Raw genomic sequence first — 25,291 nt, forward strand, 5'->3', positions numbered from 1 at the left:
GACGGGCGGCTCGGAATGAGGCCTAGCCTTAGGCAGCGATGACTCACGAAACTGCCGCCCGTCACAAGGTGTTGATGGTCGATGACGACCCGGATGTCAGGAACTCGGTAGCCCGCGGGCTACGTCACTCGGGTTTCGACGTCCGGGTCGCCGTCGATGGCCGCGATGCGCTTACCCAGCTCGCGGCCGATGAACCCGATGCCCTGGTGCTCGATGTGCAGATGCCCGAGCTGGATGGCGTGGCAGTGGTTACCGCCCTGCGGGCCCTGGGTAATGACATTCCGATCTGCGTGCTCAGCGCGCGCGACACCGTCAACGATCGGATCGCCGGCCTCGAGGCAGGCGCCGACGACTATCTGACGAAACCCTTCGACCTTGGCGAGCTGGTGGCGCGTCTGCGCGCACTGCTGCGCCGTCGCGGCGCCGGTGGTGGCGGCCTCGCCACCTCCACCATCACCGTTGGACAGGTCACCGTCGACGTTTCCCGCAGGTTGGTCTTCTCCGGTGGTGAACGCGTCGAACTGAGTAAGCGCGAATTCGATCTCCTGGTGGTGCTGGCCGAGAACACCGGGGTGGTGCTCAGCCGCACTCGGCTGCTGGAACTGGTGTGGGGGTATGACTTTGACGTCGAGACCAATGTGGCCGATGTCTTCGTGAGCTATTTGCGTCGCAAACTGGAAGCCGGGGGAACCCCGCGGATCATCCACACCGTCAGGGGGGTCGGATACGTGATGAGAGAAGAGCCGTGAAACGTTCGCTCTCGCTGCGTACCCGGGTAGCGGTCGCGGCATTCCTGGCTACCGGTCTGGTGGTGGCGCTTATCGGTATTGTCGCCGGTATTACCTTGGTACGCAACGATACTCAGCAACTTGATCGACGCTTGGACGTGCTGGTGGACGCGGTACAGGCCACCACTCGGCACGGGGACACCACATTTGTGCTCACCGTCCGTGACGCCCAAAGCGGAGGGCTGGTGATCTTCCGGGGTGTCGAGCTGCCGAAGCTGCCGCCGGGAACCGAGAATGTCACCGTCGGCGGTGCCACTTACCGCGTCCGGACCGTCCCGAACCCCGAAGAGCAGACCGTGATCTCACTGGGGACCAGGGCCGACGCGGTGCTGGTCAACCACCGCGGAATCCCGGTGTTCATTGCCGTCGGTGTGCTATCGATGCTGCTGGCAGGCGGTTTCGCGTGGCTGTTCGGCGGGCGCGCGGTGCGACCACTGCGCCAGCTCACCGAACAGACCCGTCAGCTTGACACCGATGGCCTGCACGTAGCCGCGGTGCGCGGCGCCCGCGAGGCCGAAGAGCTTGCCGACGCCCTGGCTGCGATGCTCGGCCGGGTCTCGGCGGCGCAGTCCGAAACCACCAAATCCCTTCTCGCGGCTCGCGATTTTGCCGCGAGCGCTGCCCACGAGCTGCGGACCCCGCTCACCGCGATGCGTGCCGACCTGGACACCCTGCGGGCACACGACCTGTCGAACGAGGAACACACGGAGGTGATCGGGGACCTGCAGCGCGCGCAGCGACGCGTTGAGGCCACCATCACCGCACTCGGCCAGCTGGCCTCCGGGGACCTGGCTCGGCCCGAGGACCGCGAGCTGGTGGATATCGCGGATCTGCTGGATCGGGTGGCCGGAGATGCGTTGATGCACCCCGCCGCCGCGCCGGAGATCACCGTCAACGCCGACGATGGTGGTGTGGTGCTGGGCTGGCCTGACGGTTTGCGGTTGGCCGTGGACAATCTGGTGCGCAACGCCATCAACCATGGCAATGCCAAACATGTTGTGCTGTCCGCGAATCGGATCGACAACCGGCTGGTCATCGAGGTCGACGATGACGGTAGTGGTCTACCGGAGGCGGACCGGGAACGAGTGCTCGGACGTTTCGAACGCGGACCCGGCGCCAACCCTGGCGGGCTGGGATTGGGGCTGGCGCTCGTCGCGCAGCAGGCCGCGTTGCACGGGGGTGACGTGGTGCTGTCCTCAAGCCCGATGGGCGGTTTGCGGGCGACGCTGACGATCTTGGCTGAATAGATCTGCCGGTTAGTTCTTACGTGACCCGTACTTGGCAAGCCATTCGCGGGCCTCGTCGGGCAGGTTCCCCGAGGTCTCGGCGGCCTTGCACCAGCGCCGCACCATCTTGACCATGTTGGCGGGGTTGTAAGCGTCCTCCTGCTGCGACCACAGGCCGTCCCCGGCGTAATGCAGCACAGTCAGGTTCGGTTCACCCCAATGCTTGCCGTCACCCGGATCGCTCATCACATTGTCGATTTCGCAGACCACCCAACCCTTTTCGGGATCGAACACCGTCCAGGTGGCGGGCAGGCTCGGCATGTGGTTGCCGGGGAAATCTGCCATGACCGCGGTGATGTACTGCCGGATGGCCTCCTTGCCCTGCAGGCGACCCACCACATGCTCGATGTAGAGGGCGTCCTCGGTGTACATCTCGGCATAGGGGTTCCAGTCGCCGGTTTCGATACAGCGATGGACGGTGGCCTGGTGTTGCGCGAACGCTTCCTCGAGTTCGGCGCGGCTGAATGACGGCATGGGTAAAAGAGTGCCATAAGGTACCGTCCCTGAGGTGCGAGGACGGACCGCCGTGGGGGCGCTGGGTTGGCTGCTGAGCATGGTCGGCGTGCTGGCCATCGCGTCCCGCTGGGCGCGGTCGAGCTGGTCGCCGCTGATCGGGTTGGCCGCCGCGTGGCCACTTACCTGTGTGCTGATGATCTTGGCGCTGTTGCTGTTCCTGTTGGTACGGCAGTGGTGGGGTGTGATGACGGCGGTAGTGGTGATCGCGCTGCAGGTTCTGGCCATCGCACCGCTGTACCTGCCCGATAGTCATCTGCAGGGAACAACCATCACCGTGCTGCAGATCAACCTGCGCTTCGGTGCCGGCGATGCCGGGGCAGTGGTGGCGACGATTCGCGAACACGATGCGGGGGTGGTGACCGTTAACGAGCTGACCCCGGAAGCTCGGGCGAAACTCGTTGCTGCGGGTATTGATTCGGTGCTTCCGTACTCCTACACCATCGCCGAACCGAAGGCCGCGGGCACCGGGATCTGGAGTAGATATCCGTTGACTCCCGTGCACCAGGACGATCAGAGCTACGCCTTCCGGCAGATCTGGGCAGAGGCCGAGGTACCCGGAGTCGGGCCGGTCATGCTGGTAGCCGTGCACACCCGCCCACCGGAGAAGGATATGAGTTCGCCGGGCTGGCTGACCGAGCTGGACACCATCGGGCGGCAGTTAGGAGCACTTCGTCCCGACGTCAAAGTCATTGTTGGCGGTGACTTTAACGCCACGTACGATCACTTCGCGTTTCGGCAGATCCTCACCGGCGGATTCGCCGACGCCGTCGATCAGGCAGGAACCGGCTGGGTGCCGACCTGGCGCGAAGGACGCTGGTACACAAGGCTGATCGGGATCGACCATGTGCTCACGCGTGGCGCGACGGCCAAAGAGGTACGCACTGAGGCGATTTATGGCACGGACCACCGGGCGCTCATCGCCACGGTGGTGGTGCCTAGCTCTTCTTCTTGAGTGCCGCGTCTATCGACAGCGATCCGCCACCGGTGAACACCAAGAGGAAGAAGGCCCAGCAGAACAGGGCGGATAACTCGCCCTGGTTCACGATGGGCAGCAGCCCCAACTTCTGGTGCTGGGTGAAATAGGCCACCGCCATCGTGCCCGATGCGATGAAGGCCGCGATTCGCGTGCCTGCGCCGAACAGAATTGCGACACCGGCGAGGAACTCGATGGTGCCGGCCCACCAGCCCAGCGACCATGACTCGATCGGCGGCATATCCGCCAGCTCTGGCCAGCGGAAAAGGATGGCCGTGCCGTGGCAGACGAATAGGAAACCGACGACGATGCGGAACAGCGACAGGACAAGGGGTGTGGCGCCGTCGAGCTTGGCGACTGCGTTGGTGCTGGAGGAGGCCATGGCACAGGATGCTAAACCAATTCTGGCGTAACGACTTAGCGCTTAGCTCGGGTAATGAATCGGTCGACCGACAGCGATCCGCCGCCGGTGAACACCAACAGCAGGAAGATCCAGCTGTACAGTGCCGCGGCCTCGCCGTTGTTCTGGATGGGCAGCAGACCCTCGGGCTGGTGGTACGTGAAGTAGGCGACAGCCATGGCCCCGGAGGCGACAAACGCTGCGAGGCGGGTCCCCAATCCGAGGATGAGCGCTGCGCCGCCGACGAATTCGATGATGCCTGCCCACCAGGGCAGGGTTCCGACGGACTGTAGATATGAGGCGAGCGGCCAACCGAAGAGATGGGAGGTGCCATGCAGGAAGAACAGGAAGCCCACTACGATCCGGAATGCCGACAGAACGGCCGGTGTCAGTCCGGCAAGCTTGTTTTCGATGTCTGCGAGAGCCATACGCCTAACAATAGGACTACGGTCCGCATTATTCCTGTTATGTGTCGGCGAGGGCGTTCGCCGGCGCCGAAAGTGAAGCTGTGGCGGAATTTCCGGCGAAATCTCGCCATGGCTTCACGCTCGGTGAAAGAGACGCGGAAATGACAAGGCCCCCGGGGTTTCTCCCGGGGGCCTCGTCGTAGAACCGACTTAGACGTCGAAGTACAGTGCGACCTCGTACGGGTGAGGCCGGATGTTGATCGGCTCGATCTCCTGCTCCCGCTTGAACGCGATCCAGGTCTCGATCAGATCCGAGGTGAAAACGCCACCCTCGGTGAGGTATTCGTGATCCTTCTCGAGGTTGTCGATCACGGTGCCCAGGTTGGTCGGCGCCTGCGGAATGTTGGCCGCCTCCTCCGGGGGCAACTCGTACAGGTCCTTGTCGACGGGCGCCAACGGCTCGATCTTGTTCTTGATGCCGTCGATACCGGCCATCAGCATGGCCGCGAATGCCAGGTACGGGTTACCCGAGCTGTCCGGGCAGCGGAACTCGAGGCGCTTGGCCTTCGGGTTGTTGCCCGTGATCGGGATGCGCACGCAGGCCGACCGGTTGCGCTGGCTGTACACCAGGTTGATCGGGGCCTCATAGCCCGGCACCAGCCGCTTGTAGGAGTTCACCGTCGGGTTGGTGAACGCCAGCAACGACGGGGCGTGGTGCAGGATGCCGCCGATGTAATGGCGAGCCAGGTCCGAGAGGCCGGCGTATCCGGACTCGTCGTGGAACAGCGGCTTGCCGTCCTTCCACAGGGACATGTGGGCGTGCATGCCGGACCCGTTGTCACCGAAGAGCGGCTTGGGCATGAAGGTGACGGTCTTGCCGTTGGCCCACGCGGTGTTCTTGATGATGTACTTGAAAAGCAGCACATCGTCGGCTGCGGCCAGCAGCGTGTCGAACTTGTAGTTGATCTCGGCCTGTCCGCCGGTACCGACCTCGTGGTGACCGCGCTCCAGCGTGAAACCGGAGTTGATCAGGTTGGTGGTCATCTCGTCGCGCAGGTCCACATAGTGGTCGTACGGGGCGACGGGGAAGTAGCCGCCCTTGGGGCGCACCTTGTAGCCGCGGTTCGGGCTGCCATCCTCCTCGTAGGGCTCGCCGGTGTTCCACCAGCCAGACTCGGAGTCGATCTCGTAGAAGGTGCCGTTGATCTTCGAGTCGAAGCTGACCGAGTCGAAGATGTAGAACTCGGCCTCGGCGCCGAAGTAACAGGTGTCGGCGATACCGGTGCTGGTCAGGTACTGCTCGGCCTTGCGGGCCACATTGCGCGGATCGCGCGAGTAGGCCTCACGGGTGAACGGGTCGTGCACGAAGAAGTTGACGTTCAGCGTCTTGGCGGCACGGAACGGGTCGAGCTTGGCAGTCGAGATGTCGGGCAGCAGCAGCATGTCCGACTCGTGGATCGACTGGAAACCGCGCACCGACGACCCGTCGAAGCCGAGACCGTCTTCGAAGACGCTGGCATCGAATGCAGATGCGGGGATGGAGAAGTGCTGCACGACGCCCGGCAGGTCACAGAACCTGACGTCGACGTACTCGACCTTCTCGTCGGCGATGAACTTGAATACCTCGTCGGGGCTACTGAACGCCATGCTTCTCCTCGTTAATCCCTGTTATCCCTGATTCGATGACCGCGCGACTGAACCTATGAAGCGGGTGTTGCCCGCGGGTCAACCATATGTTGCGCGGATGTTACGCGTAACCATCTGTGGGCTGGCCTTTACGCTGTGAGCATGGCACGGGACCTGGGTTCATGGATGTCGGGGCTGGGGTCGGTAGAGGGAGCGGGCAACTCTCGGTATCCGGGAGACCAGCTCGGCCTGCCTGAGACGGGTCCGGGATCGGCCGCACCGATGTCGCGGCGGCTGGTCGCGCTGCTGGTGGACTGGCTTATCGCGGCGGGGCTGGCGTTGCTGATCGAGCGGGGCGATCTGTTGTCGACGATGCTGCAATCGGTGCAGTGGATCGTCTGGTTCGTCATCGGGGTGGTCGCGGTGCGACTGTGGCGGTTCACGCCCGGCCAGTACATGGCGGGCCTGCAGGTGGCCCCGGCCGACGGCACCGACTCGGTGGGTATCGGGCGTGCATTTGTCAGAAACCTGTTGATCACCCTGATCGTCCCGCCGCTCATCACCGATGTGGACGGCCGTGGTCTGCACGACCGGGTGACGCGCACCGTCGTGGTTCGTAGCCGCTAGATGGTCCTGCTCGCCGTCTGTCTGGCGGTGTTCATGCTGCTGCTCGACATGACCATCGTGTCGAGCGCGCTCGCCGACCTGCAGTCGTCGTTAGGGGCCGATCTCTCCGATCTGCAATGGGTCATCGACGCTTACGCGCTGCCGATGGCGGGGCTGCTGCTCACCGCCGCAACTCTCGGTGATCGGCTGGGCCGCCGCCGGCTCTATATGACCGGCATGGTGGTGTTCACCTGCGCCTCACTGGGCTGCGCGCTTTCGAATAGTGCCGAGATGTTGATCGGCGTGCGTGCCGTGCAAGGTGTCGGTGGCGCGATCCTGCTGGCGGTCTCCCTGCCGATCATCGCGGCCGCCTATCCCGGCGAACGCCGCGGCGGTGCCATCGCGATCTACGGTGCGGTGATGGGGGCGGGCAGTGCCGCAGGCCCGCTACTGGGCGGACTGTTGGTGACCCATTACGGCTGGCAGTCCATATTCCTGGTCAACATTCCGGTGGGTGTGGTCGCGTTGGTGATCGCGGCCCGGCACCTGCCGGAGACCCGCGCCGATGAGACCCGGCCGGTCGACTGGACGGGCACGATCCTGCTCACCTCGGGGCTGATCACCGGCGTCTTCGCGGTGATCTCCCTGCACGAGGGAGGGATCGGAACTCAAGTCTCCGCGGCTCTGGCGGTCTGTGCCGTTGCGGCCCTCGCACTGTTCCTTTGGTGGGAAGGCCGTGTCACGGCGCCCATGCTGAGCCTGCGGTTGGTCTTCTCACCCGGATTCGCGGGGGTGTGGGTTGCCGCGGCCGCGGCCTCCGGCACGCTCATCGCGGCCACCAACTACCTGGCATTGCACTTCATGAATACCCTGGGTTACAACGCATTTGAGACCGGACTGCGTGCTGGCCCGCTGACGCTCGCCACCGTGCTGGGTGCCCCGCTGGGGATTCTGGTGGGCAAGCGGTTACCGACGGTGGCGACCATTCCCGGCGGAGTCGCGCTGGTGGCGGTCGGCTTGTGGGCCGCCGCCGGTGCGGACGCCGGTACCGATTGGACTCACTTCATTCCGGGCTCGGCGCTGGCCGGGTTGGGGCTTGGCGCGCTCTCGGCCGTGACATCCGATGCCGCACTGCGGTTTGTGCCGTTGTCAGATGCCGGAATGGCGACCGGATCGGTGAGCACGGGGCGCCAGATCGGCATTCTGCTGGGGGTGGCAGGACTCGGGGTCGCCTTCGGCCACGCCGCGTCGGATGCTGGGCCTGACGTGCGGGCTGCCGGTGCTGCGGGCATCAACAGCGTGCTGACGTTGGGGGCACTTGCGGCGGCCTGTGCCGCGCTCGTTTCGCTGATTCTGCTCGGTGTGGCTACGATGAGGCGCTCGCGTGAACCGGTCACCGGAGAGTCGCTAGCTATCTAGCCATCGGTGATCGGCCCTGCCTGCAGGGATGCCCACGGGTATTTGTGCATTGCGGTCGTAACCCGTAGACAGAGGGAGTAGCTTTCGATCATGGAGAGCGCGGCGATTTTCATCGCGGCGCCCGGTGTCGGTTCCGATCGGGGGACGGACGCGAACCCGCGGCCGCGTTACAGCATCGTGTTGTCATCCGACCCGGCTGAAGTGGAAGCCGCACAACGACTTCGGTATCAGGCCTTCGCCGACGAAATGGGCGCACCACTTCCGAACGCCGTTCGCGGGCCGATCACGGGCGAGATGATCGATCTGGACAAGCTGGATCCTTACTGCGATCACCTGCTGGCACGTGATGAGGACACCGGACGGATTATCGGCTGTTGTCGGCTACTCCCGCCCGAGGGATACCGGGCCGCGGGGGAGACGTTTACCGACTCGATGTTCGATGCGTCGGCGCTTGACCCGCTGCGGCCCAAACTGGTTGAGATTGGCCGAGTTACCGTGGCACCCGATCATCGCAACGGCGCCGTCATGGGCATCTTGTGGGCCGGAATCTTCCGGTATCAGCAGATGACCGAGCACCAGTACGCGATCGGCTGTTTGTCTGTCCGGATGGAGGACGGCGGGCCGCGCGGATCGTTGGTGCGCTCGGTGCATGATTTCGCGCAGCGATTCGCCGCCCCCGACGAGTATCGAGTCATACCGCGCCAGCCTGTTGTGGTCGACGGCGTGCCGTTGGAGAACATACCGCCGCAGGAAAAAGCGAAGATTCCACCGCTGCTCCACGGATGCCTGCGCATCGGCGGACGTATCTGCGGACCGCCCTCCTATGACCCGGAGTTCGATATGGCGGACTTCTTGGTGCTGGTCACCAAGGACACGACACGGCAACGCTATCTGGAGCGTCTGGAGCGGTCCCTTGCCCTCGGATAGCCATGCTTGTCACGATGTGCTCGGCGTCGGTTTCGGGCCATCGAATCTTGCGCTCGGGATAGCGCTCGCCGAGCACCCGCACCGGCTGTCGGCGCGATTCGTCGATGCTCAGCCCGAATTCGGGTGGCATCGCGGGATGCTCATTCCTGGGGCACGCATGCAGGTGTCCTTTCTGAAGGATCTCGTGACCCTGCGAAACCCGAAGAGTCACTACACCTTTGTCAACTACCTGACCGAACGTGGACGGCTGCCGGATTTCATCAATTCGCAGACCTTCTTTCCGACTCGGGAGGAGTTCCACGATTACTTGGATTGGGCGCAGCAGGCGCTCGGGGCGGATGTCAGCTATTCCTCGCGGATGGTCGGGATTGAGGCGGCCCCAGACGGATTCGAGGTGCGGCTGCATGGCACATCGGGGTCGTCGCCCGATCGTGTGATGCACACACGGGCCCTCGTTCTTGGTTGCGGAACATTCGCGGCCATGCCGTCGGGAATCAATCCCACTGCGCGGCAATGGCATAGCAGTGAGCTGCTGAACCGGCTCGATGCGTTGGACGCTCCACCGGCGCGGGTTGCGGTGGTCGGTGCCGGGCAGAGTGCCGCGGAGGCGGTGGCGTATCTGCACAGTCGGTATCCCGATGCCCAGGTGCATGCCATTTTCGCGCGGTACGGCTACAGCCCCGCCGATGACAGTCCGTACGCCAACCGCGTTTTTGACCCGGCGGCGGTGGAGGACTTCTACGCGGCGCCCGTCGAGGTTCGCCAGCAGCTGATCGCGTATCACCGCGACACCAATTACGCGGCGGTTGATTCCCCGCTGATCGCCGATCTCTACGACCGCGAGTACCGGGAACGGGTCAGCGGACAGCGACGACTGTGGATGCATAACGCCTCGAAGATCGCTGCCGTGGATGAGGCTTCGGAACGGGTGCGCCTGGCTGTGACACATCTGCCGACATCGACGACCGAGCTGCTCGACTGCGATTTGGTGGTGTACGCCACGGGATATCGGCCGTTGGACGTGCGGGCGTTCCTGGGCGCACTGGCATCGCACTATGAGTTCGACGAGAACGGGTTGCCGGTCGTGGAACGCGATTACCGGCTACGACCGCAGGCGGACGCCCCGGGTGACATCTACCTCAACGGGTCGGTTGAACACAGTCACGGATTGTCGTCGTCGCTGCTGTCCAACGTCGCCGTGCGCTCCGGTGAGATCGTGGATTCGCTCGTCGCCGAGACGGAGACGCGCGCTGCGGTGGCGTCCTTCAGGACCGGATAGACAAAGCGCTCGATCATCTCCGCTTCCACGGCTGGGTCCGTCGCGGGCCAGAACAAGAACGCCATCACAACGCGTGAAATCCATTGCCCGGCGATCTCGTCAAGCAGACCGGTGAACGCTGAGGCCGAACGCGGGATCTGCGAGGACGGTGTGAGGTAGGACCCGAGAGAAGCCGGGGACATCGTCGCCACCATCGCACTGACGACCGGATCGTTGCGGATGGCGGCCAGCGAAGCAGTGATAGCGGTGACCGCACGCCGCCGCGCATCCGCCGACTCGACTGCGCGCTGGATGTCGGCGGTGACACTCGCGATGTTCCGCGCCAGCACGGCGTCGACAATCGCCCCCTTGCCCCCGACATGCCGATAGACCGTCGCGCGGGAGCATCCCACCTCGCGGGCCACCGAATCGAGGTCCAGCCGGTCCAACCCGTGACGCGCAATCTGCTTGGCCGCCACCGACACGATGCGATTGGCGGCCATGGTGTGACGGTCGCCCCGGTGCAACCAATCTGAGTAGGGTGACATTAGATCCTAAATTTATCGCAACTTGAGACAAATTTCCAAGAATTCTCAAGATTTGCGCAGGTGGAGCAGGTGTATTGAGACGCCGTAGATCATGGCCCTGAACAGGTGTTTCTCACTTTGGCGAATGCCTTGACGTGCGGTTTTCCGGTCTGTCAGCCTCATGGGTGATGAGTACCGTAGAGCTCTTTGACCCGCAGGTCCTCGAAGACCCGTATCCGTTCTATCGGCGGCTGCGCGAGACCGCGCCGGTGTGGCCGGTGGGGGATTCCGGCTTCTACTTCGTCTCACGCTGGGACCTGGTGGTGGAGGCCACCGAGCGCACCGAGGACTTCTCCTCCAACCTCACCGCCGTGCTTATGAAGTCCGATGGCTCAGCTGGCCCCCATGATGCGGTGACGGTCGCGGAGATGGGTCCGGTCGCCGATCCGACGCATGTGCTGGCCACCGGCGACGATCCGGTTCATCACGCGCACCGCAAGCTGGTGCTGCCGACGCTGGTCGCCAGGCGAATCACGGCCCTGGAATCCGTCATGGCCGAGACCGGCGCACGGCTGTGGGAGCGCGGCGTGGACGGTGACGGCATCGACTGGATGACCGCGATGGGCGATGCGCTGCCGATGACGATGGTGGCCCGGCTGATCGGGCTACCCGATGAGGACGTGCCGCAGCTTGTGCAGTGGGGTTACTCCAGCACGGAGATGCTGGGTGGGCTCAACACCCCGGAGCGGCAGGCTGAGGTGGTCACCGACACCATGTATCTCCTTCTGTACTTGCGTGAACACCTGGAGAAGGAACTGTCCGCACCGGGCGAGGACCTTCTCGGATATCTGGCGCAGGCGTGTAATCGGGGAGATATCTCCCTGGACATCGGGGTGATGATCCTGGTGCAGCTGGTCGGCGCGGGCGGCGAGTCGACGGCCGGACTGATGGGCAATGCCGTGCGCATCCTCGGCGAGAATCCCGAGCTGCAACGCCGTATCCGTGAGGACCGTGCGCTCCTGCCGACTTTCCTGGAAGAGGCGCTCCGACTGGAGTCGCCGTTCCGGGGACATCATCGACATGTGCTGGCAGATACCTCGCTCGGTGGGGTCGAGCTGCCCGCGGGCAGCCACCTCACGCTGATGTGGGGTGCCGCCAACCGCGATCCGGCTGTCTTCGAGGATCCCGACACCCTGCGCCTCGACCGGCCCAGCCCTCGCAGCCACATCACTTTCGGCAAGGGGCTGCATTTCTGTGTCGGCGCGGCGCTGGCGCGCCTCGAGGCGCGTACCGCCATCAACCTACTGCTGGACCGAACGCGCGAATTCGCGGTCAAACCAGGTGGTGCTCAGTGGGTTCCGAGCATCATGGTGCGTCGGCATCAGAAGCTGGAGCTGCAGCTCAGCCCGGTCTAACGCCGCCTGATGGTGCGCTGCATCCCGCCGCGCGACTTCGCCTGGCCCGGCGTCGGGCCCTTCGGCATGGCCGCAGCGCGCGAACCCAGGGCCGACAGCCGCGACTCGATGGAGTCCATCTGCTTGGCGGTGATATTGGCCGGGAGCTTGTTCAGGTGCCGTTCCAGCTTCGACAGCGGCACCTGACCGTCCTCGTTACCGACGATGACGTCGTAGATGGGGGTATCACCGACCACCCGTGCGGTGCGCTTCTTCTCCTGGGCCAGCAGCGGCCCCAGCCGGCCGGGAGCCCCCTCGGCGACGAAGATGATGCCGGGACGGCCAATGACCCGATGGACAACATCGAGCTGGGTGGTTCCGGCGACAGCGGTGGTGACTCGCCACTTCCCGCGCATGTTGTCCAGCGCCCAACCCGCGGCACCCTTCTGGCCCTCGGCCTTGGTGAACACCGACTTCTGCACACGACGGCCGAAGATGATGAACGCCACCAGCACGCCGAGTACCACGCCCAGGATCGGGAACATGAACACGCTGATCCCGCCCGAGAAGTACCCGGCCACCGCGAACACCGCGACGATCAGCACAAACGCGCCAATCATGTATGGCAGCAGCCGCTTGTCTTCCTTGCGCTGAATCTGGAAGGCCTGCCACATCTGGGCGCGGCGCGCCTTCGATTCGGCCTTGCGGCGCGCCTTTGTCTCGGCCTTGGCGACCTTGGCCTCGGCGGGACTCAGTGATTTAGGCATATGCCGAGTCTAAGTCTCAGCGTGCGATGAGATTGACCGCCTCCTGGGCGGCCGAACCGGCGGACGCCAGGTGCTCCAGCTCGGCGGGCAGCAGCCGCCCGTGATGTGCCATGGCCTGCGTGTACAAACGCCCGGCCCGATACGAGGAACGCACCAGCGGCCCGGCCATCACACCCGCGAAGCCCAGACCCTCCGCGAAATCCGAAAGCTCCACGAATTCTTGCGGTTTCACCCAGCGGTCAACAGGATGATGCCGAGGGGAAGGCCGCAGATACTGGGTGATGGTGATGATGTCGCAGCCCGCCTCGTGCAGCGCGACAAGCGCTTCGCGGATCTCGTCGTTGGTCTCGCCCATGCCGAGGATCAGGTTGCTCTTGGTCACCAGATGCGCCTCGCGGGCCTTGGTGATCACCGACAGGCTTCGCTCATAGCTGAACGCGGGGCGGATGCGGCGGAACACCCGCGGCACCGTCTCCAGGTTGTGCGCCAGTACCTCGGGGCGGGATGCGAACACCTCGTCGAGCTGCTCGGGGACGGCATTGAAGTCCGGGATGAGCAGCTCCACGCCGGTGGCCGGGTTGAGCTCCTTGATGTACCGCACGGTTTCGGCGTACAGCCAGGAGCCGCCGTCCGGCAGGTCGTCACGGGCCACCCCGGTGACCGTCGAATACCGCAAGCCCATTTGGAGGACGCTTTCGGCTACGCGCCGTGGTTCGTCGCGGTCCAGCTCGGCGGGCTTACCGGTGTCGATCTGGCAGAAATCGCAGCGCCGCGTGCACTGCTCGCCGCCGATGAGGAAGGTGGCCTCGCGGTCCTCCCAGCATTCGAAGATGTTGGGGCATCCGGCCGCCTCGCACACGGTGTGTAGCCCGCCTGCGCGCACCAGCGACTTGAGTTCCTTGTATTCGGGGCCCATCTTGGCGCGGGTGCGGATCCAGTCCGGCTTGCGTTCGATGGGGGTTTGGGCGTTGCGCACCTCGAGTCGCAGCAGCTTGCGCGGTTCCGTCATGCTCCCACCGCCCCGACGGCTAGTCGTCCTTCGAGCGCATCGAGCACCGAGGAAACCACCTGTTCACGCACTTCGTCCACGGTGACGTCGCGGCCCAGTTCGGCGGACAGGGTCGTCACTCCGGCGTCGCTGATGCCACACGCCACGATCGGCAGGTATGCGTCCAGGCTGTTATCGCAGTTGAGGGAAAACCCGTGCATGGTGACGCCGCGCTGCACGCGAACCCCGATCGCCGCGATCTTGCGTTCCGGTTTGCCGCCGCCCGCGGCCAGCCACACGCCGGAGCGGCCATCGACACGCTTGGTCTGCACGCCCAGCTGCGCGCATACCGCGATAATCGATTCCTCAAGGCGCCGAACGTAGTTCACGACGTCAATGGGCTCGGCCAATTGCACGAGCGGGTAGCCGACCAACTGACCGGGCCCGTGCCAGGTGATCTTGCCGCCGCGATCGGTGTCGATGACGGGTGCGCCGTTGATCGGCCGCTCCTGCGGTTCGGTGCGCCGCCCCGCCGTGTACACCGCCGGATGCTGCAAGGTCAGCAGGGTGTCCGGTCCACCGGCGACGCGGGCCTCGACGATATCCCGCTGCAGGTCCCAGGCCGTCTCATAGCCGACGGTGCCCAGATCCCGCACGACGACGGGATCTGCGCTGGATCGGATAGATCCATGGGTGCGGTGCACGGGTTCCATTATCTCACTTCATCGGTCGACTGTTGTTGGCGTAGGCCAGCGCCTCGCCGATGGTGTGATGCTCGAACTCGAATCCGTGCTGTTCGAGGACAGCGGGGATAACGCGCATGCTGCGGGTCAGCTCGGCATCGGCGAACTCTCCGAAGATGGCACGCAGCGCGAACTGGGGCGCCACCAGCAGGGTCGGTCGCTGCAGCATCCTGCCGAGGGCGGCGGTGAACTCGGCGTTCGTCACCGGCGCCGGCCCGGTCAGGTTGACCGCACCGGACAGGGTCTGTTCGGTCAACGCGAATTCGAGTGCGCGGATCTCGTCCTCAAGGCTTATCCATGGCATGTACCAGCGTCCATCGCCCAGCCGGGCACCCAAACCCAGTGAGAACAGCGGGCGCGATCGGCCGAAGAGCCCGCCGGCGGGGGACAGCACCAGGCCGGTACGGACGATCACCACCCTCGTGCCGGCGCGCACGGCCTCCTCGGTCGCCGCCTCCCAATCGATACAGACGCGCGCAAGGAAACCCGTACCACTGGTGGCGGTCTCGTCGATGACGCGGTCCCCGCTGTCGCCGTAGTAGCCCACTGCCGAAGCGTTGATCAACACCGGCACACCGGCATCGACGACGGCGCCGGCGAGCACCTCCGTGGGGGTGATACGGCTGTCGTAAATCTCCTGTTTGTACGCGCCCGACCACCGTTTGTCGCCGACGCCGACACCGCACAGGTTGACGACGGCGTCGGCACCCTCAAGGGCGCCGGGATCGATCTGCCCGCTCGCCGGATCCCAGCGCTGTTCGTCGGGACCCATCGGGTCGCGGCGAACCAGTCGGACCACGGTGTGGTCGGCAGCACGCAACGATGCAACAAGCGCCGATCCGATCGTCCCCGACGATCCGGCGATGACGATCCGCCTGGAACCCATAGGCCTACAGCCCCAGGTCTGCCTCGAAAGCGCCTTCTTCCAGCCGATGCTTGATGGTGGTGAGGAATCGGCCGGCGTCGGCACCGTCGATCAGGCGGTGGTCGTACGTCAGAGGTAGGTAGCAGATCGACCGGATGCCGATCGACTCGTTACCGGCATTGTCACGGATAACCCTGGGGCGCTTCACGATTGCGCCGGTGCCGAGCATGGCGGCCTGCGGCGGAACCAGGATCGGGGTGTCGAACAGGGCGCCCTGGCTGCCGATGTTGGTGATGGTGAAGGTCCCACCGGCGAGCTCGTCGGGCTTGAGATTCCCGGAGCGGGCGCGTCCGGCGATATCGGCGATGGCACGGGCGAGCCCGGCCAGCGACAGATCACCCGCGTTGTGGATCACCGGGGACAGCAGACCCTGATCGGTGTCGACGGCGATGCCCAAGTGCTCGGCGTCGAAGTAGGTGATTTCCTTGGTGTCTTCGTTGTAGCTCGCGTTGACGTTCGGGTGCGCCTTGAGTGCCTCGACCGCGGCCTTGGCGAAGAAGGGCAGGAACGTCAGGTTGACACCCTCGCGTTCGGCGAAGGTGACCTTGGCCTTGGCTCTCAGTGCCGAGATCTTGGTGACGTCGACCTCGTGCGTCTGCGTCAGCTGTGCGGTCTGCTGCAGCGACTCGCGGGTCTTCTTGGCGGTGATCTGCCGAATCCGGTTGGCCTTCTGGGTGGTTCCGCGCAGGTGCGCCAGTGCGGCGGCTTTCGCCGGAGCAGAAGCGGCGGGAGCTGCCGGTGTGGCAGCTGTGGGGGCCGACGTCGCGGGGGCCTTCGCGGCCTCAGCGGCAGCCAGCACATCCTGCTTACGGATGCGTCCACCCACACCGCTGCCGGTCAACGCGGACAGATCCACGTTGTTCTCGGATGCGAGCTTGCGCACCAGCGGGGTGACGTAGGGGTTGTCGCTGCCGCCGTCGGCGGCGACAGGCGCAGCAGCCGCAGCAGGTGCCGGGAGAGTGGCAGGCGCCGGTGTCGGAGGTGCGGGCGGTGCCGGGGCAGCGGGTGTCGGTGCCGGTGGCGTGGGCGGTGCCGGTGGCGCAGCGGCGGGAGCCGGGGCAGGCGCGGGTGCGGGGGCCGCAGCAGGAGCGGCACCAGCAGCCCCGACCACGGCGAGCTCGCCGCCGACGGCCACGGTGTCGTCCTCGTTGGCCGTGATGCTCAACAGCACACCGGCCACCGGTGACGGGATCTCGGTGTCGACCTTGTCGGTGGACACCTCGACGAGCGGCTCGTCTACGCCGACCTCGTCGCCGATCTTCTTGAGCCAGCGGGTGACGGTGCCCTCGGTGACGGACTCGCCGAGCTCGGGCATCGTGATCGAGGTGCCAGGGCCTGCCGGAGCCGCAGCAGCTGCGGGGGCGGCCGCGGCGGGCGCGGCTTCAGGAGTGGGCGCCGGTGCGGGTTCCGGGGCGGGAGCGGGTGCCGGCTCTGCGGCCGGTGCAGCTGCGGCAGGTGCCGGTGCTGCGGGCTCTGCGGCTTCACCTGCTTCGCTGATCACCCCGAGCTCGGCGCCGATCTCGACGGTGTCATCCTCACGGGCGACGATCTTGGTCAGCACACCCGCAGTGGGAGCGGGGATCTCGGTGTCCACCTTGTCGGTGGAAACCTCCAGCAGTGGCTCGTCGACTTCGACCGTGTCGCCCTCTTGTTTGAGCCACCGTGTCACCGTCCCCTCGGTCACGCTCTCACCGAGGGCGGGCATCTGGACGGAGAAGGCCATGGTTTCCACTCCTGAAAAGGTTCCGATAGCGGCTTGCGCAACGTGCGACATATCTGGCTTACCACAGCGACGTGGCCAGCGGGTCAATCCTGTCACTGAGTGGAACGACGCGCCTGCCCGGGTCCAAGATCGTCGGGTGAGCGAGCGCACCGTCGTCTGCACCATCAAGCCCGGCAGCCGCAAGGGGCCCGCGGTCGAGGTTGCCGACGACGGTGCGTTGACGCTGTTCGTGCGGGAGCCGGCGATCGACGGCAAGGCCAACAAGGCGGCGGTTGCCCTGCTTGCCGAGCACCTCGGGGTGCCCAAGTCGGAGGTGCGGCTCGTTGCCGGTCAGACCAGCAGGCTCAAGCGATTCAATATCGGTCAGCGCCGCTGACCGCGTTTGGCGTCGATCAGATCGTCGAGTGAAGAGAACTCCGGGGCGGGCGCGGGCAGCGGTTTGGCGTTCACCGCCTGTAACCCGTCGAAGATGAGCGCCAGGTAACGGCGCCAGGCCGGATCGCCCATCGCGTACGCAGGCCCCATCATCGTCAAGATTGCGCCGATATCCTCCGGCTGAGCATCGGCACGGATGACACCTGCCGCCCGCGCGCGCTCGACGAGCCGGGTCACGGTCTCCATGATGAGCGGCCAGAACCGCTCCTTGTCCGCAGCGCGCCCGCGCCCCGCGAGCGCGTCATAGAGTCCGCGGTCGGTGGCATGGCGAGTCGCGACGCTCTCGCAGAACTGCCAGAGGGCCTCCCGCGGATCTGAGATAGCCAATGCCGCACGCGCATCCGCCACTATGTGCTCGGTTGCCTCCCCGAGAACCTCGGAGGCCAGCTCGTACTTGTCGCGGAAGTGTCGGTATGCGGTACCTGTCCCGAGGCCCGCGTGGGCGGCGATGTCATCGAGTGTCGCGTCGAGACCTCGCGCGGAGAACACCGCGTGTGCTGCCGCGACCAACCGTGCGCGGTTCTGCTGCGCATCCTTGCGCGGCGCCATCAGGCCAGGCCTTGCGCTAGCAGGTCACGGGCGCAGTCGACGACGGTCTCAGCCCCGGGCCGAGGCGACCAGCCGAGCACTCGTTGTGCCTTCGCGGTGGAGTGCCGATTACGTCGCCCTAGTCCGGGGACGATGGCGCGCAGGTCTGGGCTCAGCAGAGCCAGTGCCCGCACCGCGATATCCGGTAGTTGTCGTGTCGGTACCTTGGCCGCGTCGGGCCCCAGTTGGTCCTGGAGCGTTTTGGCGATATCGCTCATCCACATGAATTCTCCGGTGCCCAAGAATCTTTCACCTGCCGCGTGAGGTGATGTCATCGCCCTCAGGTGGAGGTCCACGAGATCCCGTACATCGACCACTTCGAGCCCGATTCGTGGCGTGCCGGGTATCGCGCCCGTCAGTAGCCGCGAGATAACTTGTACGGAGCCACTGTTATCCGCTCCCAGTACCGGCCCGAAAACGGCACCCGGTAGGACCGTGGTCAATTCGGTTGGGCTCCCTTGTTTTTCGATAAAGTCCCATGCCGCCCGTTCCGCGATGGTCTTGGATTGCCGGTACGCGGGGATCCCGGGTTGGTCGGGATCGGTCCACAGCGTCTCGTCGGTGACGCCCTCGAGGGCATATGACGAGGGACTGGCGGCGTTGGCGGCAGATGTGACGACCACGCGCTTGACACCCGCTGCGGCGGCTGCGCGCAGCACGTGGAGGGTGCCCTCGCGCGCCGGGGTGATCAACGTCTCGGCATCGCGCGACCGATCGGCGCCGAGGGGGGAGGCGATATGCAGCACGTAGTCGCAGCCGGAGACGGCCGCCGCCCACCCCTCGGGCCGCACCAGGTCGGCGTGCGCGAACTCCAATTCCCCGGCGCGGTCGGTCGCGCGGGCGACGGCGGACCGCACCAACTCTTCCTTGGCGGGACTGCGCAGTGTTGTCCGCACCTCGTAGCCACGTTGGAGCAGCTCGGCAATCGCCCACCGCGCGATGAAGCCGCCGCCTCCTGTTACCAGCACTTTTTCACTCATGACTCTCCCAAATTTAAACGGAGACTCAACCTCCGCTTGGATGGACGATAGCATAAACGGAGGCTCGATCTCCGTTTATTTATCGCGTTCTCAGAATTAGCTGGCACCATGTGTGAATGGCATGGATCGACGCCTTCCGCGGCAAGCGTGAGGGGCAAACGAAACGCGGTACCGATAACGATCTGCGCTACCTCGCCACCTGGACCGCGGCGCGCACCGGTGTCGAGGCCTACGTCGAGCCGCAGACCAACTTCTCCGACGTCACCGTGATTCTCATTGCCGGTGACGGCGAATGGACCCGACGGCGCGTCGGAGGGGTAGCGGGGGCGCGGCGAATCTCCGAGAAGCTCAAGATCCCGGTGTACGACGTGCATCGCACGGGATACCCGCAACGCAAGCGTGATTACGACGCCCGGCAGAAGATCCTCAAGCGTCGGGCCACCGAGGAGCAGGCGTAAAGGGGGAGATCAGCCGTGGTTCACCCGTTAGCCGAGATGTCCTCCAGCACGCTGAAGATGGTTCGCACCGGCACACCGGTACCGCCCTTCGATATGTAACCCCACGGCCCACCGGTGTTGTACGCCGGACCCGCGACATCGATATGAGCCCACTGCACGCCGTCGGCCACGAATTCGCGCAGGTACAGACCGGCCGCCAACATGCCACCGTTGCGGTGGTTGGTGACGTTCGCCAGGTCGGCCACCTTGGACTTGAGATCGTCGCGCAGCTCCTCGGGTAGCGGCATGGCCCAGCCGTTTTCGCCCACCGACTGAGAGATCGTCGCCACGCGGTCCCTGAACTCGTCGGTGCCCATCACGCCGGGGGTTCGGGTACCCAGCGCCACTACCTGCGCGCCGGTCAGGGTCGCGGTGTCGATCAGATAGTCGGGCTCGTCCTGGCAGGCCCGGACAATCGCGTCCGCCAGGATCAAGCGTCCCTCGGCATCGGTATTGATCACCTCGACGGTGGTGCCGTCCAGCTGGGTCAACACGTCACCGGGACGCTGCGCCGTCGACGACGGCATGTTCTCGGCCATCGGGACCGTCGCGATCACGTCGATCGGCAGCTGCCGCCGGGCCGCCAGCAGTGTCACCGCGATAACCGCTGCGGCCCCGCCCATATCGGAGGTCATATTCTCCATACCGCCCGCGGGCTTGATCGAGATGCCGCCGGTATCGAAGGTGATGCCCTTGCCCACGAGCGCGACCTTCTTGGCCTTCTTTCCCTTTGCGCCCCGGTAGGTCAACCGCACCAGACGCGGGGGGCGCGAGGAGCCCTTCCCGACTCCGACGACGCCGCCGTAGCCGGCCTTGGCCAGCTCCTTCTCGTCGAGCACCTCCACCTCGATGCCCTCCGTCGTCGCCAACGCCTTTGCCTGCTTGGCGAATTCGGCGGGGAACAGGTGACTGGGCGGGGTGTTCACAAAATCACGCGCAGTGGTCACCGCGGTCGCGACGGCCGCGCCGCGCTCCATGGCCTCCTTCTGGGCACGACCCTTGTCGCCGACGAGCAACGTAACCTTCTGCAGCCCAGCGTCCTTCGGCGCGGTCTTGGTGCGGAACGCCGCAAAGCGGTAACCGCCCAGCACCAGGCCCTGCACGGTGGCGTCGACGTCCCGCTCCGACAGCGTGGTCACCACGGTTTCCACGTTGTCGAGGGTTCGGGCGGCCACGCCCGCGGCACGACGGATCGCCTCGGGGCCGGTATTCTCCGCGTCACCCAGCCCGACGGCCAACACACTGGCCACCGGCAACCCGTCCACCGCCACCCGGGTGAGCTGCTCGGCCGAGCCGGTCGCTCCCACGGCCTTGAGTGCGGCCTCGATGGACTTGACGGCCTTGGTGTCCAGCAGCTGCGCATCGACCACTTTGGGGCCCTTGTCGGATTCTTTCTCGCTGGGACGGACACCCACCAGCAGCACCGCGGCGGAGACTCCGCGCTGCGGAATGGAGGTGGCCAGGGCGAACGAGGGTGCCGTATATGCGCTCATAGGCACTCAGCCTAGTGAAAGCGAGTGATGCGCCAATTAGGGTGAACTCCCATGACGGATCTTTTGCTCGGACCACTGCACGACAGGCACACCGCACAGGGCGCCACCTTCGCCGAATTCGGCGGCTGGAGCATGCCGGTGTCCTACGCCGGAACGGTCGGGGAGCACACGGCCACACGCGAAGCCGTCGGCCTGTTCGATGTCAGTCACCTCGGCAAGGCGCTGGTGCGTGGTCCCGGTGCCGCGGCGTTTGTGAATGCCTGTTTCACCAACGATCTCAACAAGGTTGGGCCGGGCAAGGCGCAATACACGCTGTGCTGCACCGAAAACGGCGGTGTCGTCGACGACCTCATCGCCTACTACGTCTCCGATGACGAAATTTTCCTGGTCCCCAACGCCGCGAACACCTCAGCCGTCGTCGCGGCCCTGCAGGCTCAGGCCCCGGAGGGCATCGCCATCACCAATCAGCACCGCGACTACGCGGTGCTGGCCGTGCAAGGTCCCAAATCGGCGGAGGTGCTGCAACGACTCGGGCTGCCAACGGATATGGAGTACATGGCCTACGCCGACGCCACGCTCGACGGTGTGCCGGTGCGGGTGTGCCGTACCGGCTATACGGGGGAGCACGGCTATGAGCTACTCCCATCATGGGATTCAGCAGGTGCGATATTCGATGCGCTGCTGCCGGTGATCACCGAGGCCGGTGGACAGCTTGCGGGTCTTGGTGCACGCGACACCCTGCGCACCGAGATGGGCTATCCGCTGCACGGGCACGAGCTCTCCGCCGATATCAGCCCGGTGCAGGCGCGGGCCGGATGGGCCGTCGGCTGGAAGAAGGACGCGTTCTGGGGCCGTGACGCCCTCATCCAGGAGAAAGCGGACGGTCCGCGTCGCACCCTGCGGGGCCTGCGCGCCACCGGCCGAGGAGTGCTGCGCCCCGATTTCACGGTGCTATCCGGTGGCCTGTCGGTGGGTGTGACCACGTCGGGAACCTTCTCGCCGACCCTCAAGGCCGGAATCGCCCTGGCATTGCTGGACACCTCCGCGCAGATCGCGGACGGTGCGAGCGTCGTCGTCGACGTGCGCGGCCGGGAGATCGAATGCGAGGTCGTCAAGCCGCCATTCGTGGACGTCAACGTCGGATAATCGGTTCGGGTTTGGCCACGTCGGACAGCTAGACTGCCGAGCATGAATCCGCTTCCCGAGTTCACCCGGCAACTCAACCCGTCACCGGCCAGCCCGGCCCGGCGGGCTGAGGTACTGGCCGCGCCGGGATTCGGGAAGTACTTCACCGACCACATGGTTTCCATCGAATGGAATACCGAAAGCGGTTGGCATAAAGCGCAAGTGGTGCCATATGGCCCCATTACTCTCGACCCGTCGGCCATCGTTCTGCACTATGCGCAAGAGGTGTTCGAGGGGCTCAAGGTCTATCGGCAACCCAACGGATCTCTCGCCGCGTTCCGGCCCGAAGCTAACGCCGAACGGTTGATTCAGTCCTGCCGCCGCATCGCCATTCCCGAGCTGCCACAGGAGCTGTTCATCGAATCGCTGCGCCAGCTCATCGCGGTCGACGCCGATTGGGTGCCGCCGGGCGGCGGGGAGGAATCGCTCTACCTGCGGCCGTTCATCATCGCCACCGAGGCGGGCCTCGGGGTGCGGCCGGCCGCCGAATACCGGTACCTGCTCATCGCCTCACCCGCCGGTGCGTACTTCTCTCAGGGCATCAAGCCGGTCAGCGTGTGGCTCTCTCATGAGTACGTGCGCGCCGCACCGGGCGGGATCGGTGCCGCGAAGACCGGCGGCAACTATGCCGCCTCGCTGGTCGCCCAGGCGCAGGCAGCCGACGAGGGCTGCGATCAGGTGGTGTGGCTCGACGCCATCGAGCGCCGGTACATCGAAGAAATGGGTGGGATGAACCTGTTCTTCGTGTTCGGTCGTGATGGTGAGGCCCGCTTGGTGACCCCCGAGCTGTCCGGTTCACTGCTGCCCGGCGTGACGCGAAAGTCCCTATTGCAGTTGGCCTCCGACGCCGGTTTCGCCATCGAGGAACGCAAGATCGATGTCGACGAGCTGGAGAAGAAGGTGGCCTCCGGAGAGATCACCGAGGTGTTCGCCTGTGGGACCGCCGCGGTGATCACGCCGGTCGGCCGCGTCAAGTACTCGGGCGGTGAATACACCATCGGCGATGGGGAACCCGGCGAGGTGACCATGGCCCTGCGCGACACGTTGACCGGAATCCAGCGCGGCACCTTCGCCGATACACACGGCTGGATCACCAAGCTCGGCTAGGGCCCATCTAGCGAGGCCTCAGCGCCCCGCACCCGTCGGCGGTACGTCACCTTGTCGAACTCACGGCCGTATTCGTCGACGGCGGTGACGTCCATCTCGCTGGCCAGCGTCCCCGGGCGCACGTCGACGCGGATGAACGCGTAGTTGCGATAACGGACACGGGACCACGTGACCGCCTCAATGTGCTTGGTGCCCTCGGGCGTCCAGACATAGCTATTGGGTACCAAGGTGTCACCGATTTCGCGGCCCCGGTAGCCCTCCGGCTCGCCCGGCTGAAAGTCGTATCGGGGCCGGCCCGCGGAGCCCACCGTGTAGTACACGGTGCCATCGGATTCTGGGTCGACGGTCGAATTGTCCCCGGCTTCCCGGGTCGGCCGCCCGCCGCGGATGGGATCGGTGCGCTCGAAGACGTGGTTGTGCCCCTGCAGCACCAGATCCACCCGATAGCGATCGAACAGCGCGCACCAGGCGTCGCGCACTCCGCCGTCGCTCGCATGTGACTGCGTTGTCGAGTACGCGCAATGATGGAAGAAACACACGATGAAGTCGATATTCGGGTTGGCCCGGTACGCCGCCAGAGTTCTGCCCACCCAGCCGGTTTGGGCCCCAGCGGAGTAACCGGTGTTGGCCCGGATCTCATAGGACACGTCGTTGGCGTCCAGGGAGAGCACGGCGACATTGCCATAGGTGAACGAGTACGCCGACGGGCATCCTGTGGGGCCGCCGCCGGGGAAACCGAGACGGGCCAGGTGGCCGCCGTAGCCGTGAGTCCCGTACGCGGCCTCCATATCGTGGTTACCGGTCGCGAACATCCACGGTGTGATTGAGGCACTGGGTTCGATGGACGCCAGGTATACATCCCAGACGAAGGGGTTGTACTTGTCGAACCCGGTTGCGGCCTTGCCACTCGATGGCACGAACTGGGGCTTTTTCCCCATCCCGGACGGGTCCGCGTACGCGATATCCCCGGCCAGGATGTGGAAATCGGGTCGGCACGCCACGATCTGATTCAAGACGTTCTGCGTATGCGACGCGGCGGGGTCGTTGTCCGCGCTGTAGTAACTGTCGTCGTACTCACCGGCCGCGAGGTTTGTTGGGAGTGACGGAGTTTCGTCGGTGCCCTGATCGCCCATCATGGTGAAACGGAACGGGGCGAGTGCATTTCGTGCCGACGGGATGGCCGTCGCGGCCGAACGGACATCGCTCAGGAACCCGTCGGTGGTCCGCCAGCGGTAAAAATGCTCGCTGCCCCCACCGAGCCCATGGACGGGCGCGTGGGCGTAGAACTGTTCGGCCGCCAGCACCCCATGGTCGCTGGACGGGATCTGTGTCACGAGATTACGGACCTCGGCCTCAAGAGAGGCACCTAGTTCGGGCGTTGGGCCGTGGTCGAGAAAGATCCTGGTGCCGTGCGGATTCCTGGACAGCTGTGCGGAGAAGCTGAGCTGGCTGGAGGAGTCGGCGCCGAACCCGACGCGCCTGCCTGCGACACCCAGGGGGGCGTCGTCCGCATATGCCCGCCGGCCGAACGGCGAAAGGCCCAGCGCGGCTACTGCGGTGGCTGCCGCCGACCCCCGCAGGAAGTTCCGGCGTGACACCGCGTGGCGGAACAGGTACCCGCGATGCCACTCGTACTGCTCGGCCATCGTCATCGCCCCGGCAAGTGATTGGGGAATCCCCGTGTCCGGTATCTCACCGGGAGGATTCAACGGATTGCGCGGCATAGCTTCGAA

Annotated in this window: 26 protein-coding genes; 12 read left to right on the forward strand and 14 right to left on the reverse strand. The window is 65.4% G+C overall.

Annotation, left to right across the window (positions count from 1 at the left end; translation table 11 throughout):
• The first annotated feature begins 38 nt into the window (after nt 1–38).
• Together AB0H22_RS17430 and AB0H22_RS17435 are read left to right on the forward strand one after the other, a co-directional pair.
• Entirely contained in the window at nt 39–749 is a 711-nt protein-coding gene (locus AB0H22_RS17430; RefSeq protein WP_180751475.1) for a response regulator transcription factor, read from the forward strand.
• Nucleotides 746–2,035 (forward strand): HAMP domain-containing sensor histidine kinase, encoded by a 1,290-nt coding sequence (locus AB0H22_RS17435; RefSeq protein ID WP_180751474.1) that lies wholly within the window; start codon nt 746–748, stop codon nt 2,033–2,035. Before AB0H22_RS17430 ends, AB0H22_RS17435 begins: the two co-directional genes overlap by 4 nt.
• A 9-nt stretch (nt 2,036–2,044) precedes the next feature.
• Here the strand turns inward: AB0H22_RS17435 and AB0H22_RS17440 are convergent, their stop codons facing one another.
• Nucleotides 2,045–2,548 carry a nuclear transport factor 2 family protein gene (locus AB0H22_RS17440; protein ID WP_180751473.1) on the reverse strand — a complete coding sequence of 168 codons (504 nt, stop codon included), beginning with the start codon at nt 2,546–2,548 and terminating at the stop codon, nt 2,045–2,047.
• Nucleotides 2,549–2,600: 52 nt separating this feature from the next.
• On the opposite strand from AB0H22_RS17440, the gene AB0H22_RS17445 reads away from it, so the two are divergent.
• Complete coding sequence (locus AB0H22_RS17445) at nt 2,601–3,542, forward strand: endonuclease/exonuclease/phosphatase family protein (RefSeq protein WP_358147967.1); 942 nt, start codon at nt 2,601–2,603, stop codon at nt 3,540–3,542.
• Here the strand turns inward: AB0H22_RS17445 and AB0H22_RS17450 are convergent.
• The 3 genes from AB0H22_RS17450 to glnA all read right to left on the reverse strand — a co-directional run bounded on the left by AB0H22_RS17450 (nt 3,526) and on the right by glnA (nt 6,017).
• Nucleotides 3,526–3,945 (reverse strand): DoxX family protein, encoded by a 420-nt coding sequence (locus AB0H22_RS17450; RefSeq protein ID WP_358147671.1) that lies wholly within the window; start codon nt 3,943–3,945, stop codon nt 3,526–3,528. The two genes, AB0H22_RS17445 and AB0H22_RS17450, sit on opposite strands and share 17 nt — an antisense overlap.
• 35 nt (nt 3,946–3,980) lie before the next feature.
• Complete coding sequence (locus AB0H22_RS17455) at nt 3,981–4,391, reverse strand: DoxX family protein (protein ID WP_180751471.1); 411 nt, start codon at nt 4,389–4,391, stop codon at nt 3,981–3,983.
• A 189-nt stretch (nt 4,392–4,580) separates the two neighbouring features.
• On the reverse strand, nt 4,581–6,017 hold the full coding sequence (gene glnA, locus AB0H22_RS17460) for a type I glutamate--ammonia ligase (RefSeq protein ID WP_180751470.1): 1,437 nt from the start codon (nt 6,015–6,017) through the stop codon (nt 4,581–4,583).
• Between the two features lie 141 nt (nt 6,018–6,158).
• Here glnA and AB0H22_RS17465 point away from each other — a divergent pair, with 141 nt between their 5' ends.
• The 4 genes from AB0H22_RS17465 to AB0H22_RS17480 all read left to right on the forward strand — a co-directional run bounded on the left by AB0H22_RS17465 (nt 6,159) and on the right by AB0H22_RS17480 (nt 10,227).
• On the forward strand, nt 6,159–6,623 hold the full coding sequence (locus AB0H22_RS17465) for an RDD family protein (RefSeq protein ID WP_180751469.1): 465 nt from the start codon (nt 6,159–6,161) through the stop codon (nt 6,621–6,623).
• Entirely contained in the window at nt 6,624–8,021 is a 1,398-nt protein-coding gene (locus AB0H22_RS17470) for an MFS transporter (protein ID WP_180751468.1), read from the forward strand.
• Nucleotides 8,022–8,111: 90 nt separating this feature from the next.
• On the forward strand, nt 8,112–8,948 hold the full coding sequence (locus AB0H22_RS17475; protein ID WP_358147675.1) for a GNAT family N-acyltransferase: 837 nt from the start codon (nt 8,112–8,114) through the stop codon (nt 8,946–8,948).
• A 16-nt stretch (nt 8,949–8,964) separates the two neighbouring features.
• Complete coding sequence (locus AB0H22_RS17480; protein WP_358147970.1) at nt 8,965–10,227, forward strand: SidA/IucD/PvdA family monooxygenase; 1,263 nt, start codon at nt 8,965–8,967, stop codon at nt 10,225–10,227.
• Here AB0H22_RS17480 and AB0H22_RS17485 read toward each other — a convergent pair.
• Nucleotides 10,110–10,709 (reverse strand): TetR family transcriptional regulator, encoded by a 600-nt coding sequence (locus AB0H22_RS17485; RefSeq protein ID WP_358147677.1) that lies wholly within the window; start codon nt 10,707–10,709, stop codon nt 10,110–10,112. The genes AB0H22_RS17480 and AB0H22_RS17485 overlap by 118 nt on opposite strands.
• A 212-nt stretch (nt 10,710–10,921) precedes the next feature.
• Here AB0H22_RS17485 and AB0H22_RS17490 point away from each other — a divergent pair, with 212 nt between their 5' ends.
• Nucleotides 10,922–12,148 (forward strand): cytochrome P450, encoded by a 1,227-nt coding sequence (locus tag AB0H22_RS17490; RefSeq protein ID WP_358147680.1) that lies wholly within the window; start codon nt 10,922–10,924, stop codon nt 12,146–12,148.
• On the opposite strand, the gene AB0H22_RS17495 is transcribed toward AB0H22_RS17490, so the two are convergent.
• Genes AB0H22_RS17495 through sucB form a run of 5 tightly spaced genes read right to left on the reverse strand, consistent with a single transcriptional unit; the run spans nt 12,145 to nt 17,273 of the window.
• Nucleotides 12,145–12,894 carry a DUF4191 domain-containing protein gene (locus AB0H22_RS17495; protein ID WP_180751464.1) on the reverse strand — a complete coding sequence of 250 codons (750 nt, stop codon included), beginning with the start codon at nt 12,892–12,894 and terminating at the stop codon, nt 12,145–12,147. The two genes, AB0H22_RS17490 and AB0H22_RS17495, sit on opposite strands and share 4 nt — an antisense overlap.
• Nucleotides 12,895–12,910: 16 nt before the next feature.
• Nucleotides 12,911–13,903: a lipoyl synthase gene (gene lipA / locus AB0H22_RS17500; RefSeq protein ID WP_358147682.1), complete on the reverse strand. Its 993-nt coding sequence runs from the start codon at nt 13,901–13,903 to the stop codon at nt 12,911–12,913.
• Nucleotides 13,900–14,595: a lipoyl(octanoyl) transferase LipB gene (gene lipB / locus AB0H22_RS17505; RefSeq protein WP_180751462.1), complete on the reverse strand. Its 696-nt coding sequence runs from the start codon at nt 14,593–14,595 to the stop codon at nt 13,900–13,902. Before lipB ends, lipA begins: the two co-directional genes overlap by 4 nt.
• 4 nt (nt 14,596–14,599) lie before the next feature.
• Nucleotides 14,600–15,511 carry a TIGR01777 family oxidoreductase gene (locus AB0H22_RS17510; protein WP_180751461.1) on the reverse strand — a complete coding sequence of 304 codons (912 nt, stop codon included), beginning with the start codon at nt 15,509–15,511 and terminating at the stop codon, nt 14,600–14,602.
• Between the two features lie 4 nt (nt 15,512–15,515).
• On the reverse strand, nt 15,516–17,273 hold the full coding sequence (gene sucB / locus AB0H22_RS17515) for a 2-oxoglutarate dehydrogenase, E2 component, dihydrolipoamide succinyltransferase (RefSeq protein WP_358147685.1): 1,758 nt from the start codon (nt 17,271–17,273) through the stop codon (nt 15,516–15,518).
• 136 nt (nt 17,274–17,409) lie between these two features.
• Here sucB and AB0H22_RS17520 point away from each other — a divergent pair, with 136 nt between their 5' ends.
• Nucleotides 17,410–17,649 carry a DUF167 family protein gene (locus AB0H22_RS17520; RefSeq protein ID WP_358147687.1) on the forward strand — a complete coding sequence of 80 codons (240 nt, stop codon included), beginning with the start codon at nt 17,410–17,412 and terminating at the stop codon, nt 17,647–17,649.
• On the opposite strand, the gene AB0H22_RS17525 is transcribed toward AB0H22_RS17520, so the two are convergent.
• Both AB0H22_RS17525 and AB0H22_RS17530 read right to left on the reverse strand, forming a co-directional pair.
• Nucleotides 17,637–18,257, reverse strand: coding sequence for a TetR/AcrR family transcriptional regulator (locus AB0H22_RS17525; protein ID WP_180751458.1), 621 nt, complete (start codon nt 18,255–18,257; stop codon nt 17,637–17,639). The genes AB0H22_RS17520 and AB0H22_RS17525 overlap by 13 nt on opposite strands.
• Complete coding sequence (locus tag AB0H22_RS17530; protein ID WP_358147689.1) at nt 18,257–19,276, reverse strand: NAD-dependent epimerase/dehydratase family protein; 1,020 nt, start codon at nt 19,274–19,276, stop codon at nt 18,257–18,259. The genes AB0H22_RS17525 and AB0H22_RS17530 overlap by 1 nt, the downstream gene beginning before the upstream one ends.
• Nucleotides 19,277–19,392: 116 nt before the next feature.
• Here AB0H22_RS17530 and AB0H22_RS17535 point away from each other — a divergent pair, with 116 nt between their 5' ends.
• A complete protein-coding gene (locus AB0H22_RS17535) occupies nt 19,393–19,734 on the forward strand; it encodes an oxidoreductase (protein WP_358147692.1) in 342 nt (113 codons plus the stop codon).
• Nucleotides 19,735–19,754: 20 nt separating this feature from the next.
• On the opposite strand, the gene AB0H22_RS17540 is transcribed toward AB0H22_RS17535, so the two are convergent.
• Nucleotides 19,755–21,266, reverse strand: a complete 1,512-nt coding sequence (locus AB0H22_RS17540) for a leucyl aminopeptidase (protein ID WP_358147694.1) — start codon at nt 21,264–21,266, stop codon at nt 19,755–19,757.
• 51 nt (nt 21,267–21,317) lie between these two features.
• On the opposite strand from AB0H22_RS17540, the gene gcvT reads away from it, so the two are divergent.
• Both gcvT and AB0H22_RS17550 read left to right on the forward strand, forming a co-directional pair.
• Complete coding sequence (gene gcvT, locus AB0H22_RS17545; RefSeq protein WP_358147696.1) at nt 21,318–22,412, forward strand: glycine cleavage system aminomethyltransferase GcvT; 1,095 nt, start codon at nt 21,318–21,320, stop codon at nt 22,410–22,412.
• A gap of 42 nt (nt 22,413–22,454) precedes the next feature.
• Complete coding sequence (locus AB0H22_RS17550; RefSeq protein WP_358147699.1) at nt 22,455–23,558, forward strand: branched-chain amino acid aminotransferase; 1,104 nt, start codon at nt 22,455–22,457, stop codon at nt 23,556–23,558.
• On the opposite strand, the gene AB0H22_RS17555 is transcribed toward AB0H22_RS17550, so the two are convergent.
• The gene (locus AB0H22_RS17555; protein ID WP_358147701.1) at nt 23,555–25,282 is read right to left on the reverse strand and encodes a metallophosphoesterase; all 1,728 of its coding nucleotides are present in this window, start codon (nt 25,280–25,282) and stop codon (nt 23,555–23,557) included. The genes AB0H22_RS17550 and AB0H22_RS17555 overlap by 4 nt on opposite strands.
• Between the last annotated feature and the right edge of the window lie 9 nt (nt 25,283–25,291).

Origin of the sequence: Mycobacterium sp. NPDC050853 (assembly GCF_040653875.1) — a bacterium.
Lineage (GTDB): Bacteria > Actinomycetota > Actinomycetes > Mycobacteriales > Mycobacteriaceae > Mycobacterium.